Annotated in this window: 13 protein-coding genes; 8 read left to right on the top strand and 5 right to left on the bottom strand. The window is 61.1% G+C overall.

Annotated features, from left to right (window positions below; translation table 11 throughout):
• The coding region (locus tag EN885_RS33800) for a hypothetical protein (protein WP_206616787.1) at positions 1-193 on the top strand (193 nt) is incomplete at its 5' end.
• A 106-nt stretch (positions 194-299) separates the two neighbouring features.
• On the opposite strand, the gene EN885_RS00010 is transcribed toward EN885_RS33800, so the two are convergent.
• A complete protein-coding gene (locus tag EN885_RS00010; protein ID WP_245492946.1) occupies positions 300-2,819 on the bottom strand; it encodes a caspase family protein in 2,520 nt (839 codons plus the stop codon).
• A 1,020-nt stretch (positions 2,820-3,839) separates the two neighbouring features.
• On the bottom strand, positions 3,840-4,058 hold the full coding sequence (locus tag EN885_RS00020) for a hypothetical protein (RefSeq protein WP_095486404.1): 219 nt from the start codon (positions 4,056-4,058) through the stop codon (positions 3,840-3,842).
• 449 nt (positions 4,059-4,507) lie between these two features.
• On the opposite strand from EN885_RS00020, the gene EN885_RS00025 reads away from it, so the two are divergent.
• Together EN885_RS00025 and EN885_RS00030 are read left to right on the top strand one after the other, a co-directional pair.
• A complete protein-coding gene (locus EN885_RS00025) occupies positions 4,508-4,741 on the top strand; it encodes a hypothetical protein (RefSeq protein ID WP_095486403.1) in 234 nt (77 codons plus the stop codon).
• Positions 4,742-4,746: 5 nt separating this feature from the next.
• A complete protein-coding gene (locus tag EN885_RS00030) occupies positions 4,747-5,142 on the top strand; it encodes a GFA family protein (protein ID WP_095486402.1) in 396 nt (131 codons plus the stop codon).
• A gap of 18 nt (positions 5,143-5,160) precedes the next feature.
• Here EN885_RS00030 and EN885_RS00035 read toward each other — a convergent pair whose 3' ends face one another.
• Both EN885_RS00035 and EN885_RS00040 read right to left on the bottom strand, forming a co-directional pair.
• Complete coding sequence (locus EN885_RS00035) at positions 5,161-5,520, bottom strand: response regulator (RefSeq protein ID WP_095486401.1); 360 nt, start codon at positions 5,518-5,520, stop codon at positions 5,161-5,163.
• Positions 5,517-8,618: a CheR family methyltransferase gene (locus EN885_RS00040; RefSeq protein ID WP_206616788.1), complete on the bottom strand. Its 3,102-nt coding sequence runs from the start codon at positions 8,616-8,618 to the stop codon at positions 5,517-5,519. The genes EN885_RS00035 and EN885_RS00040 overlap by 4 nt, the downstream gene beginning before the upstream one ends.
• A 161-nt stretch (positions 8,619-8,779) precedes the next feature.
• On the opposite strand from EN885_RS00040, the gene EN885_RS00045 reads away from it, so the two are divergent.
• Together EN885_RS00045 and EN885_RS00050 are read left to right on the top strand one after the other, a co-directional pair.
• The gene (locus tag EN885_RS00045; RefSeq protein ID WP_126103023.1) at positions 8,780-8,977 is read left to right on the top strand and encodes a hypothetical protein; all 198 of its coding nucleotides are present in this window, start codon (positions 8,780-8,782) and stop codon (positions 8,975-8,977) included.
• A gap of 1 nt (position 8,978) precedes the next feature.
• Positions 8,979-9,575 carry a response regulator gene (locus tag EN885_RS00050; protein ID WP_164759014.1) on the top strand — a complete coding sequence of 199 codons (597 nt, stop codon included), beginning with the start codon at positions 8,979-8,981 and terminating at the stop codon, positions 9,573-9,575.
• 190 nt (positions 9,576-9,765) lie between these two features.
• Here EN885_RS00050 and EN885_RS00055 read toward each other — a convergent pair whose 3' ends face one another.
• The gene (locus EN885_RS00055) at positions 9,766-10,038 is read right to left on the bottom strand and encodes a hypothetical protein (protein ID WP_095486399.1); all 273 of its coding nucleotides are present in this window, start codon (positions 10,036-10,038) and stop codon (positions 9,766-9,768) included.
• Positions 10,039-10,315: 277 nt separating this feature from the next.
• Between EN885_RS00055 and EN885_RS00060 the strand changes: the two genes are divergently transcribed.
• The 3 genes from EN885_RS00060 to EN885_RS00070 are packed head-to-tail and all read left to right on the top strand — an operon-like array spanning position 10,316 to position 13,775.
• On the top strand, positions 10,316-11,422 hold the full coding sequence (locus EN885_RS00060) for an NAD-dependent epimerase/dehydratase family protein (RefSeq protein ID WP_095486398.1): 1,107 nt from the start codon (positions 10,316-10,318) through the stop codon (positions 11,420-11,422).
• Positions 11,419-12,486 carry an NAD-dependent epimerase/dehydratase family protein gene (locus EN885_RS00065; protein ID WP_128241444.1) on the top strand — a complete coding sequence of 356 codons (1,068 nt, stop codon included), beginning with the start codon at positions 11,419-11,421 and terminating at the stop codon, positions 12,484-12,486. The genes EN885_RS00060 and EN885_RS00065 overlap by 4 nt, the downstream gene beginning before the upstream one ends.
• Positions 12,483-13,775 carry a TIGR04295 family B12-binding domain-containing radical SAM protein gene (locus tag EN885_RS00070; protein ID WP_128241445.1) on the top strand — a complete coding sequence of 431 codons (1,293 nt, stop codon included), beginning with the start codon at positions 12,483-12,485 and terminating at the stop codon, positions 13,773-13,775. The genes EN885_RS00065 and EN885_RS00070 overlap by 4 nt, the downstream gene beginning before the upstream one ends.
• Positions 13,776-13,780: the final 5 nt, after the last annotated feature.

The raw sequence follows: 13,780 nt of genomic DNA on the forward strand, positions 1-13,780 counted from the left end.
ACTCCCGCCAGTCCCGCCACCACCTCCCGAAGTCGGAATGATTACGGGAGCAGCCGGCTCGTCCGCGACCGGTTTAACCGCTTTCCTGGCGGCTACCGGTTTGGGAGCCGGGTTGACGACCTTCCGCGGCGCCGGGGCTCTGCGAACGACCTTCGGCGCCGGTGCTGGCGTCGCCACCAGCGGCGTCGGTTGAAGGGGTGGCCAGGATGTGCAGCCCATGACCCCCGCCAAGGCGATGGACAGAGTTATCCCGATTGTTGCCTGCTTCCGATTTCTGCCCACCATTGCCTCCTTGTTGATCAGAACAAATCCCGACGCGGATTGGCTTGTTCCCAGACCGCCCTCGCCACTTTGACCAGTTGCTTGTCGACAGAACCGCTCAACGGAATCTTCGACTTGAGTTCCCCACGCAGTTGCTTCAACGCCGCCGCTTTCGGCTTGGCCCCGAATTTCGCCAACGTCGCGCGGGCGTCAGGCAACTCATTGCGAAAATCGAGCGCTACTGTGAATGCCAGGAAACGCACGGCGACGGCCTGGTCGGCCTGGTCGCCCTTTTGCATCTCGAGAGCCGCGCGATCATAGGCGCCGGACTGGTCGCCGCGCGAGGTTGCCAGTTCAAACAGGCGTTGGGCTTCATCAAGGTTCTGCTCGACGCCAACGCCATCACGGTACATGCGCGCAAGACTGGCCGGCGCATAGGGCTGGCCGAGGTCGATGGCCTTCTGAAAAAGCGCCAGCGCAGCCTTCGGATCCTTCTCGACGCCTCGACCGCTGAGGTAATTGCGACCGAGCAAGTTCATCGAATACATGTCCTGGCGCTGGACACCGGCCTTGAGGAAGGCAACGGCACGGGCCTGATCGGCGGGCACGCCGTAGCGGCCTTCGGTGAAGATCGCGCCGAGATCGTTTATGGCATAGGTGTGCCCCATCGATGCCGCCTTGAGCAGCAGATCCAGCCCCTTGCCGGTGTCGCGCTCGACGCCGTTTCCATGGAACAGGGCACGACCCCATGCCGTCATGCCGTAGGGGTCACCCTTGTCGGATGCCACCGCGTAGAAGGTGTTGGCCTGCTTGCGGTCGACAGCCTGGCCCGTTCCCGTCGCATGGAGGTAGCCGAGCTCGAACACCGCGCGCACGTGCCCCCTGTCGGCGGCCTGCTGGATGGCTTTCCTGGCCTGGTCGACCTTGCCGGCTGCAAGCAGCGCGCGTCCCAGTTCATAACGGAAGCGGGCGACATCGGGATACGCCTTCACCGCAGCCTCGCACAGCTCCACCGCGTCGGCGCCGATTTCATTTGGCAGCAGGCCGGGGACCACGCCTTGAAGGTCGAGAGGTTCGCCGGCAGCCAGGTCGCACGGATCCACGCTCGGCGACAGTTTCATTTTGGCGGGTTTGGATATTGCGCTGTCCGCCCGAATTTCGAAGGCGATCTCGACCGGTGCACTGGCTCCGATCTGGGGTTCATAGCGCAGCCCCTCGACTTCGCCGACCGTCAAGCTCGATTCGGGCGACAGGGTCCGATCCGGCAGGGAGAGCGTTCCCGTTGCCGGATAGTCTGTGACTTTCAGGCTGACCGCCGCATCGTCTGTCGGGACATCCAGGTTCAGAGCAACGGCGCCCACGCCGACCGGAACGTCGACCTCCCGGTTCTCGATCGCCTCGGCCGCACCGGTGACATGAATGCCGCGCTGCAGCACCTGCTGCTTCTGCTCGGCTTCGAGCGAGGCCATCACCTGTTCGCCCTCGGCTCCTTCGCCGCTCTTGACCCGGAACACCAGCATGCCCTTGGCTTCGCCGCCCCAACTGTCGCGTGCGGCGTAGGCCAGCATATCCATCTCTTCCGGCTCGCCAGCTCCCTTGGGAACATCAAACTGCAAACGCGGCAGATCCTTGCCCTGGATCAGTTCTCCCGCCTCGATGACCTTGCCGTCCAGCATCAGGCGTCCCAAGGCGGGTGGTCTTTCGATGCTGACGGTTATTGTCCCGCCGTCGACCTGGACCGGTTCCGGAAGGTCCAGATCGATGGGGCCGGCCCCGGACAGCACGACCTTCTCCAATACCGGCGGCAGTGATGGGCGGCTGCTGCGGCGCATCAGAACGACTTCGTCGATCAGCGAAGAGTTCTCCCAGGGAACCTGCAGGCCTTGGGTAGCCTCAACCACATCCCGGCGGACGGCCGCCATGACCGTGCGGATCTCCTGGTTGGGGGCGAGCGCGCGACGAGAAAACGCCAATGAAAAAGGACTGAGGTCGCCGGCGCCGTCATAGGCAACCGCACCGGGTTCGGTGGCAAAAGCGATCAGCGTGTTCAATGAGCTTCTTACTTGCGCAAGGCCGGTGCCGCTTGCGGTAAGAAGCTGGTCCCTGAGCCAATAGTCCTTGCGAGGGAATGGATTGTTGCGGCAGGCATCGAGGATGATCACCTGGATCTTCGATTTCGAACGCATCTGCTGCAGCACATCGTTCAGCTTGATTGCCTGGACCTCGACGTCCGCCGCATCTTTCAACGAGGCATCGACAGGGATCAGGAAATTTTCGCCGCCGATCTGAAAGCCGTGGCCGGAATAGTAGACGACAGCGATATCGGCGCCATCCACGGCGGCAAGATAGTTACGGAACTGATCTTCAAACTGCAGCTTTGTAAGATTGCTCGCGACGAAAACATCAAAACCAGCCGCCCGAAACGTGTTGGATACGTCCACCACATCTTTGGCCGGGTTCTTGAGGGCCGAGATTTCTTGGTAATCGGAGTTGCCGATTACAAAGGCGACCCTTCGTTCGACGGCAGAAGCCTCGAAGATCACGAAGCTTGCGAGCATCAAGGCCGCAACGAATCCGCAACGTCGAAGCATGGCAAATCCCTTAACCGCTGTTACCCGGCGACCACAACAACCAGCTTGCAGTGTCAGGTCCGTTAGAGAGCATGCTATCTGCCGAGACAGAAAAGAGAGAAAAGCCGTCGCGACAGCGGGCATATTCCTCACGTGATCAAGTTCTAAATTACATCAGAGGCCGAGTGTCCGCAATGATTGTCAGACGCTTTCTCAACCTGGCTATTCGGCCGTGGTCGCTTTGGCCTCCCCGGACCGGGCGCGGCCGGCATTCTGATCTTAGCAGGTTGGGCTGAGTTCTGGTCGGCGATGCCCCGACAAAATAGCTCGTGCTGGGACACCTACATTTTGCCCTAGCGACGAATGTCTACTGCCGCCTGCCAGGCCCGACGGCGGCCCTGCACCCTTCAGTCCACACACCACGCGGCAGAGCGCGCCTGAGTTTTCCACTACTAATGTTGGCCTACCGCTGATTTTTTCTACCTACCATTTCCGAGACTCAATTAGCGTGCGCTTATGGAGCACCGGCACGCCATTCGAAGAATCAAGGATGGGCTTTGGGAAGTCTACGACATAGACGACCACAACGTTGTCTTCTCAGATGGGGTGGCTCTGACAAATTTGCTGGATGAGGACGCGCTCGACGCCCTGGAGTTGCTAAAGAGTGGATTCCTGGTCCCGAGCACCGCTCCCAAGGCCAGTTGACAGTTCCTTGAGGGCTACGCTGAGGTCGCACTATCCGCAAGATGAAGCGCTGAAGGCGGATGGCTGACAGGCAAAAGCGTCGCCGGTTGGCGGGCTCCTTCTCCAAAGGGAAAATCAGGCGTCAGCCGAGCGTTCGCTCGTCGAGATCTGCCATCCTATTTCGGTGACCTTGCAGGCGCGGTGCGGAAAGTATGGATCGGACGCGCGGACAAGGAGCCGACACTGCAGGTTCTGAGATCGATTGTTCGAGAGTGACCTCAAGTCCGCATCGAACCGGCGCTGCCTGCGCCCAAAGGATCCCCGTTATTTCTGATCCGGCATCTCGGTATTCTCTTGAGGATTCTTCTTGATGCCCGCTGCAGGCGAGGTATCGGCTGGTGCGTTTCCACCTTGGTTTTGCTCAGGCGCTCTTTTGAGTGGCGAGGTGCGCCAGCCCATATCAGCGTACAGAAAGCCAATGAGAAAGCCGACGATAATGACCGCTGCTATCACCAGCGAAAGTATAGCGTTACGTCGCTCCATGTCCGGCTCCTTCCTGCGAGCCGAACAGCCAGTAGCGAAAATGGTTCCGGCCAGTCAGGTGGAAATCGGCGGTGCTGGACTCATTGCCGTGCACAAGGCTAATCCTGCGCGGGGATGGCGGGATTGCCGGGGGCGATTATGAGATCACCACAGCAAATGACTGATGGCGGCGAGAGGCCGGCAGATCGTCAGCCGCCGCTTTAGGCCGCCACGTCTGGCGCATAGTTGCCGTGCCATCAAGGCTGCGATTCCTCGCCAGCATCCAATTTAAGATTTACTGTAAGCGTGCGAGCGGTACACCGCTTACCCTGCAGCATACGTTGGCACCGAAGAGGACACCTGAAGCTCCAGGCCGTGGAACTTCGCACCTTGCCGGCGGTTGAGATGTACGAGCTGTGGGCTAAGAACGAAACCATCCGTTCTTTCCGCCGCAGCAGGAAGGAGATCCCATGGCAAACACCACATCGAAGCCGGCAATCCGGCAAGTGAATGCCGACGGCTTGCGGCATCCAAGACGCGATGCCAACGAAACGGACGCGGGAGCGAAACCGCCGACGCCAAAAACCGCGGGAACATCGAAGCCATCGACCGCTCCGCTGGATAATCCGGTGGTGAACCGCAATGCCGGCGGGCCGCGCCAGTCGGGCACCACGCCGCGGCCGACAGACAAACCGCTGGACTGAAGGCGATGGCAGGGGTCGAACGGGACGGCGGCTGTCTGTGCGGCGCCGTTCGCTTCAAGGTGAGCGGCCCACCGTTGCGGGTCGGAATTTGCCACTGCCAGGATTGCCGCCGCGCCAGCGGCAGCTTTTTCACGCCGTTTGGCGTCTGGCCCATGTCAGCCTATGAAGGCAGCGGACAAATGAACACGTTCGCCAGACGCAGTTTCTGCCCGCAATGCGGTTCGCACATCGCCTGGCTGCGGGACAACGAGGCCGAGATCATGCTCGGCTCGCTCGATATGGCTCCCAGCGACCTCATTCCCGACTACGAACTGTGGGTACCGCGCCGTGAGAACTGGCTCATGGCATTGCCTTGGGCGGAGCAATTTGCCGGTGATCGCTTTCCGCCCTTCGATCCATGACGAGTCTGCTGAAACAAGCTAGGCCACCCTGACCAATTCAGCCAAGGCGCCCAGAATGGCAGCCTGATCTGCCGGCTTGCGAACAAATTTGAAGTTGGCGAAGGCTGATGGAACATCGCGCGGCCCAAATCCGGTCAGACACGCGAACGGGATGTGGCGGGTTTGCAGTTCTTCTGCGATCGCCAGGCTTGTTTCGCCATGCAGCTGAACATCCAGCAGCGCCACGTCGACATGATTTTCGCCGATAAGACGCAGGGCCGCCGCCACCGAAGGGGCCGGGCCGATCACCTGATGTCCCGAAGCGCGCAGACACGCAGCGATGTCCTCGGCGATGAGCCATTCATCCTCGACCACCAGAACGCGCAGCGGATCGCTCACGGCGTCTCTTTGCCCATCATCGGAAATGTGATCTGGACCTCAAGGCCGTCACGATTGAAGGCGGTCTCGACGTTTCCGCCTAGCCTGTAGCCGATCTCGCCCTGCAACAGGGAAAGCCCGAAGCCGTTTACTTCTGGCTTTCTGACGGGCGGCCCGTTCTTCTCGCGCCAGGCAAGCCTGAAAACGTCGCCGTCTGCCGACCACTTCAGCGCCACCCTGCCCTGCTGCTTCGACAGCGCGCCATATTTGGCGGCGTTGGTTGCCAGCTCATGAATGGCCATGCTGAGGGAAAGGCCCTGTTGCGGGCTAAGTTTCTCTTCAGCGCCGTCAAGCTCGAACCGGTCACTGCCGAAAGGTTCGAGTTCCTGCCGCAGCAGTTCGCTGATCGAGGCTTCTTTCCAGCGCTCCTTCGACAGCAGACCGTAAGCCCGCGACATGGCGTGCAAGCGACCGATCAGCGCTTCGGCGAACTCTTCCTTCGATTCCGAATTTTCGCGGGTGCGGTTGGCGATGCTGGCGACGACCGCCAGCATGTTCTTGACGCGGTGATTCAGCTCCGAAATGAGCACCTGGTTTTGCGTTTCCGCCTCGGCCAAGGTGGTGACGTCGACCAATGTGACCACGACGCCCTGGATTCTATTGTCCTTGTCGCGATACGGATTGATACGAACCATGTGAAACCGGCCCTGGTCGTCACGCGCCAGATGATGTTTCAGGGTCTCTCCGGTTTCGAACACGGCATCGATGTGCTGTTTTAGCTCGGGATAGTCGAGCTGGCTCGAAAGCTCGGTCAGTGGCCGGCCGACGTCGGAGGGACGTAGGCTGAAGAAAGGTGAGGCCGCCGGAGTAAAGGTCCGCACCACCAGATTGCGGTCGAGGAAAATGGTTGCGATCTGCGTGCTCTCGAACAGATTCCGCAAATCGCTGTTGGCGCGATCGAGTTCCTCTATCTTGCTGGTCAGCTCTGAATTGATGGTGTTGAGCTCCTCGTTGAGCGACTGCATCTCCTCCTTCGAAGCCTCAAGCTCCTCGTTGGTCGACTGCGCCTCCTCATTGACGGAGACGAGTTCCTCGTTCGACGATTTCACCTCTTCCAGCGCGGTTTCGTACTCCTCGATCGTCGATTGCAGTCGCTCGCGCGTCTCGCGCAGCTCCCGCTCGAGATCGGCAGCACCTTCGATATCACGGTCTTCGCGCCCCACATCCGACCGCGCCTGTGCTGGCCCGAACGGTTCGAACAGGACAAGATAAAGCTGTGCACGCTTGCCGAGTTCCGCCAGGGGCTCGACAGTGAGTTTGATCGACTGGACCGGTTCGTCGTCCTCATCGACGACGACATTCTCACGCACCACGGTGCGGCGCGTCGCGGCCGCTTCCCGCAAGGCCGCACGCAGGTCGAGCCTCAGCCCGCGGCGAGCCAAAGTCAGCACTTGCCGGCTCGGAATGCCCTGCGGCGCTTCGAGATATCTGCCTGTCCGGGCCGAATAGTAGACGACGTCGCCATCGCCATTGACCAGGACGTGCGGCGGCGCGAAACGCTCCAGCACCTGTGCCTCGACCGCCTGCCGAAGCGGGTAGCCGGCGGTTCCCTTCTTGGACCCCGTGCCTTCGGCCAGGAAGGCGCCCGAACGGGCGTCGCCGATCAGCGTCGGCAGCGTTATATGGGGCGAGGCATGTTCCCGCGCCTGAAAAATGCGCTGCTTCTTGTCGACCGTGGCGAAGAGGTTGTCGTGCTGACCCACGCTTTCGGACGTGCCGAGGAAAAGGTAACCGCCCGGCTTCAGCGCGTAGTGAAAGATCGGAATGACCCGGTTCTGGATGTTCGAGCCGAAATAGATCAGGAGGTTGCGGCATGAAACCATGTCCATGCGCGAAAAGGGCGGGTCGCGGACGACGCTGTGAGGCGAAAAGACGCACAACTCCCGTACCTCGTTGGTAAGCACATAACTGTCGCCGTCGCTGCTGAAAAAACGCTGCTTGCGTTCGGGCGAGAGCCCCTGCAGCAATGCCGCCGGGTAACGCGCTGCGCGCGCCACCGCGAGCGCCGGCTCATCGATATCAGTCGCAAATATCTGGACGCGCGGCACGACCGAAAGTGTCTCCATGTGTTCGCGCATCAGCATGCCGATGGAGAACACCTCCTCGCCGGTGGCGCAGCCAGGCACCCAGATCCTGACCGCATCGCTGGCAGTCTTGCCCTCGAAAAGCTGCGGTACGATCTTCTCCTCAAGCAGCTTGAAAGCGTCGGGGTCACGGAAAAAATCGGTGACGTTGATCAAAAGATCGCGGAAGAGGTCCGTCACCTCGCGAGGGTCTTTCTTCAGCCATTCGACATAGTCAGCAATTGACTGAAGCTGTGCGATCTGCATGCGCCGTTTTACGCGACGCAGGAATGTCTTGGACTTGTACCCGGAGAAGTCGTGGCCGGAATGACCGCGCAGAATGCCGTAGATTTCCTCGCGCAGCCGACCGATGTCTCCCGTGCCGTGCTCGCCGCCGTCGTCGGCAATCCCGTTCAGCAGATCGAAGCTGCGGGCGAATCCCTCCAGCTTCGCACCGATGCGCTCCGCGGGCGCCGCTATATCGATCAGTCCGCTGGAAATCGCACTTTTCGGCATGTCGGGGTTGCGCGGACCGTAGCCGTTGGGGGCCTGGGCGACCGTCAGTCCGCCGCGTTCCTTGATCGCCTTTGCGCCCAGCGTGCCGTCCGAATCGCCGCCCGACAAAATGACCCCGACCGCATATTCGCCCTGGTCCTCGGCAAGCGCGCTGAAGAAGATGTCGATCGGCTTGCGCTCGCGGTTGAACACGTTCGACGGCCGCAGATGCAGCACCCCCTTCTCGATCGTGAGAACGACGTTTTGCGGCATCACGTAAATGTGGTCGGATAGGACGGTGGTGCCATCCTCTACGACGACAACCGGCAGCCGCGTATAACGCCCGACCACCTCGTGAAGCAGGCTTTCGCGCCCGGGACTGAGATGGGTCACGATGACGAACGCCATGCCGGGCTGGCCGCTGATGCCTTTGAACAGACCCTCCATTGCGGGAATGCCGCCGGCTGACGCGCCGACGCCCACAATGGGAAATCTCTTCATCTGGGATGTCACCGCAAGCCCTCGGTTGAACAGCCTAGACGACAAAGCCGCCAATCGACCCAAAACCCGCAACCGGGCTGAACGCCAGCATACAACGTGCAAGAGGGCCGGAACAAGTCCGTGCAGACGGCGTTAACGTCGGGACTTTTGTGGAAACTTCAATGTCAAAACGCACACCTGACCTAAAGCTGACAAAACAAACGCTGTTACACTCTTCGGATTTGCTGGGTTTGCCGGGAAACGAATCCATTCCGCCGCGCATGCTGGTTTTGGCCAAACGATTGCAGGCAGCCTTGCAGCAACATTCTGAACAAGCCCCCACTGACAATCGGAAATCTCGCTCGAAGAAAGGTCGATGAGGTGCGCGACCTGCAAGGTTTGCACATCCTGATCGTCGAAGACGATTGGCTATTGGCCGGCGATCTTGCGAGATACTTCGGCAATATGGGCGCGGTCGTCCTCGGCCCTGCGGCGACAGTCGAGCAGGCGTCTACGCATACCGATACGGCTGAGGCCGCGATCCTTGACGTCAATCTCAACGGCCGGCGGGTGTTTCCGATCGCCGACGAACTGATGCGCCGCGGCGTGCCTTTCGTCTTTTTCAGCGGTGACGAGGACATCGTCATTCCGGAACGTCTGCGTCACGCCAGCAATCTTCGAAAATCGTCGGATAGCTACGCAATCTTTGACGCCTTGTTTCCTCCGGAACGATCCGCCTTGGCGGGTCGCCCTCCCGTGAACTTGTCCGACAATGTATTTTCACTTCTGCCGAAGCTCAGGCTCGCGGCGCGTCTGCTTCTTGGCGACGTGGGCGCTTCCGACCGGCTGGTCGAGCGAACGCTGGAGAGCGCCATCGGCGAGATCGACAGAAGGCGGGTCGGCGTGTCGACCGAAGATTGGCTGAACGGTATTATGCGAAGTGTCGCAAGATCGAGCGGAACGAGCCTGTTGCACTGAAGCGCGACCGATCGGCAACGACCGAGGCCCTGATCTCTCTGATTTGTACTGTTGAGTCCGAATAAGACCGCTCCATATTTGACAAACGGCTCCGAAAAAGCATGCAAACACAATGATCTGGAGTGAACCTCTCCATCAAAACGCAAGGTGACCTAAGAGCTACCGAGGGACCATTGACGTAGAAGCCCTATCAGCCGCTCTGGTTACGCTCGATGAACTTGTTGAACCGGCTTGTTTTTCCGCCGCCGGTTTCGTCCTGGTAGAGGAAGGCCAGATCGTTCTGGTCGAAAATCCGGAAGAACTCGTCCCATTCGATGGCTTCGAACTCCTCCTCGGGCTCGCCAAAATCGATCCGCAGGATGCCGCCCTCGCCTCTGGTTCGTACAACCGCAGGTCGGCCACCCCGATCTTGGGCCCACTGGCGGATCTCGTCGTGATTGGTGGTTGTCTTCGATTCAGACATTGAAATCTCCTTTCGATCCTGTGGGCGTCCCGGCCAGGCCTAGCTTGGTGTGCGCGTCTCGCTCGATGACAACTAACTACCTGTCTGCTGCTTCCGATTACGGCCAGATGAGCGCCTAACCCCAAACGAGCTGCAATGTTCCAGCGCAGGCCCAAGGCCTGTTCGCGATGCGTTCACCTCGGTGTGAGGGACCCCAAACCATCTTTGTTGAAGGAGAGGGAACAAACCTTTTGTCAAACAGTTCGGGGCGCCAAGGCCATCTGCACAAGGAGTTGTCGTGGAACGCATACTGGTTACCGGGGGTTGCGGTTTCATCGGCCGCCACGTCGTCCAGGAACTCGTCGAACATGGTTATGCCGTCTGCATTCTCGATGCGCTGCTGGAACAGGTGCACGGCGGCGAGGCGATCAGCCTGCCGGCGGGAGCCGAACTGATCAAGGGCGATGTTCGCGATCGCGACGCTGTCGCCGAGGCGCTCCAGGGCGTGGACGCCGTCATCCATCTGGCGGCCGAGGTCGGCGTCGGCCAGTCCATGTACGAGATCGCCCGCTATGTCGGCGCAAACGACCTCGGCACCGCCACACTGCTTGAAGCACTGATCAAACATCCGGTTGAGCGGATCGTTGTCGCCTCATCGATGAGCGTCTATGGCGAGGGCCTCTACGGCACGCCGGACGGTCGGCGCGTCGACAATGCACGGCGCCAGCCGAGCGACATCAAGAGCGGCCAATGGAACCCGCTGTCGGCGGCGAATGAAAGCCTGTCGCCGCTGCCGACGGACGAGGAAAAGCCGGTCGATCTCGCCTCGATCTATGCGCTGACGAAATATGCCCAGGAGCGCGCCGTGCTGATCTTCGGCGAGGCCTATGGCGTCGACGCAGTGGCGCTGCGCCTGTTCAACGTCTTCGGCGCCGGACAGGCGCTTTCAAACCCGTATACCGGCGTTTTGGCGAACTTCGCCTCACGGCTCGCCAACGGCCAGAGGCCGATGATCTTCGAAGATGGCGAGCAGAAACGGGATTTCGTCCATGTGCGCGACATTGCCCACGCCTTCCGCCTGGCATTGGAACAACGCCAGGCGCGCGGCCACGTCATCAACATCGGCAGCGGGCGTGCCTATGCCATCAGCGAGGTCGCGCGGCTGCTCGCCGACGCAATGGGTGTGCCGGACCGTCAGCCTGAAATCCTAGGCAAAGCGCGTGCCGGCGATATCCGCAACTGCTTCGCCGACATCTCCAAGGCGCGTGAATTGCTTGGATTTGAGCCGCGGCAGCTGTTGGAGCATTCACTCGATGAGTTCGTCGCGTGGGTGCGCAATACGGTCGCCATCGACCGCGGCGCCGACATGAGACGGGAACTCGAAGAGCGGGGACTGGTGTCATGAGACCCGATGGTTTTCGCGAAGCGCCGGTTACCATCGTCGGCGGCAGTGGCTTCATCGGTTCGAACCTCGCCGACAGCCTGTTGTCGGATGGAATGCCGGTACTGGTCATCGACAATCTCAGCCGTCCAGGCGTTGAGCAGAATCTGGCTTGGCTGGCCCAGAAGCACGGGAATCAACTTGCCGTGGAAACCGCCGATGTCCGGAATGTGGACGTTCTGGCGCCGCTTGTGGCGCATTCCAGGGCGATATTCCATCTAGCCGCCCAGACCGCCGTCACCACGAGCCTCGTCCAGCCAAGCGAAGATTTCGACATCAATCTTCGCGGGACATTCAACATCCTGGAAGCGGCCCGCCGGAGCGGCAAGCGCATCCCTGTGATCTTCGCCAGCACCAACAAGGTCTATGGCGGCCTGCCCGACGTCGCCGTGCGCGAAGAAGACGACCGGTGCGTGCCCTGCGATGCCGGCATCCGAGCCAACGGCATAGACGAGACCTGCGGCCTCGATTTCTGCACGCCCTATGGTTGCTCCAAAGGCGCGGCGGATCAATATGTGCTCGACTATGCCAAGTCGTACGACCTGCCTACGGCGGTCCTGCGCATGAGCTGCATCTATGGACCGCGCCAGTTCGGCACGGAAGACCAGGGCTGGGTCGCGCATTTTCTGCTCAGCGCGCTTTCCGGCCAGCCGATCACGATCTACGGCAACGGCAAGCAAGTGCGCGACATCCTTCATGTCTCCGATGCGGTTGCGGCCTATCGCGGGGCACTTGCCCGGATCGAGGACATCAGGGGCAAAGCATTCAATCTCGGCGGCGGACCGAACAACGCCGTCAGCCTGCGCATGCTGCTCAAGGAGATCGGCGAACTGACCGGTCGCAAGCTTTCGATCCTCTACGACCGGGAACGTACCGGCGACCAGCCCTTCTTTGTCGCCGATACCCGCAAGATAGAAGCGACGCTCGGCTGGAAAGCGCATGTCTCGTGGCGCGACGGTATCCGTGACCTCGCCGATTGGCTGCAGCATCATCGCCTCGAACCTGAAGCAGCGAGGTACGTGGCATGAAAGTCGCCCTGGTCAGCCCGTTCTGGACATATGAGGACAGTATCTATTTCGGCTGCCGCCAGCCGCATCTGCCGCTGGAACTGGGCTACTCGAAAGCCCTGCTGGAGGCCGACGGCCATAAGGTGCTGATGCTGGACGGGCAAATCCAGAAGCTGGACAACGCGGCACTTGCCGATCGCGTCGCCGCCTTCGCACCGGCCATGACCGTCGTCAGCACGGCGCCGACCTATCTGTTCTGGCGTTGCGCGCCGCCCGAGCTGCGCGTGCCTGCCGAATTCCTCAACTGCCTCGCGGGGCGCGGCGGCCGCACCGTCGCTGTCGGACCGCACGGCTCGGCGACGCCGGCGCCGACGCTGCGCAAGCTCGGTGTCGACGTCGTCGTGCGCGGCGAATGCGAAGAAATCGTCGCGGAACTCGCCCGCCGTGACGATTGGAGCGCGGTGCCCCACACCGCTCATCTCCACGAGGGAAAACTCGTCGGCAATGGCGGCGTCCACGCCAGTTCCTTTGTCGGTCATCCGGCTCTCAAATGGCCGTCCGACTGGATTGCCGCCCATTCGCACCACCATCACCGGTTCGACGACAACCAGGTGGGTTTCGGAGCGGAGGTCGAGGCCTCGCGCGGCTGCCCCTACAATTGCAGCTTCTGCGCCAAGATCGATTTCCGCGACGCCTACCGCCGCAGGAACCACGATGCGGTCATGGCGGAGATCGACCGCCTGATCGGACAGGGCGTCGGCTACATCTACTTCATCGACGAGATCTTCCTGCCGCAGAAGGCACTGCTGGAGGCATTGGTCGACCGCAACGTCAAGTTCGGCGTGCAGACCCGCATCGATCTTTGGAAGCCGGAGCTCCTCGAATTGCTGGGTGCCGCCGGCTGTGTTTCGATCGAGGCCGGCCTCGAAAGCCTGACCGTGGAGGGCCGGGCCATGCTGGCGAAGCGTTGCCGGCTGGGCACCGAGGAACTGGCTGCGCTGCTGGTCAACGCACGACGTCACGTTCCGTTCGTCCAGGCCAATCTGATCGGCGTGGTCGAGGATGATCCCGCTCTGGTCGATCACTGGCGCAAGCACCTCATCGACCGCGGTGTGTGGGCCAATGAACCGGTGCCGCTCTATCCCTACCCCAGTTCGCCCAGCTATCGCGAGATCTGGGGCGAGCCCGACGATCTCGCCTGGGAGCGCGCCCATGAGCATTACCTGGCCTCGTTCCGGACATTCAGCGACATCCAGGAGAAGCGTCCTCGTGCACTGGCCGAGTTGGAGGCTACATGTTGCAGTCACTGATCCGG

It is taken from the genome of Mesorhizobium sp. M6A.T.Cr.TU.014.01.1.1, from assembly GCF_004022765.1.
GTDB lineage: Bacteria > Pseudomonadota > Alphaproteobacteria > Rhizobiales > Rhizobiaceae > Mesorhizobium > Mesorhizobium mediterraneum.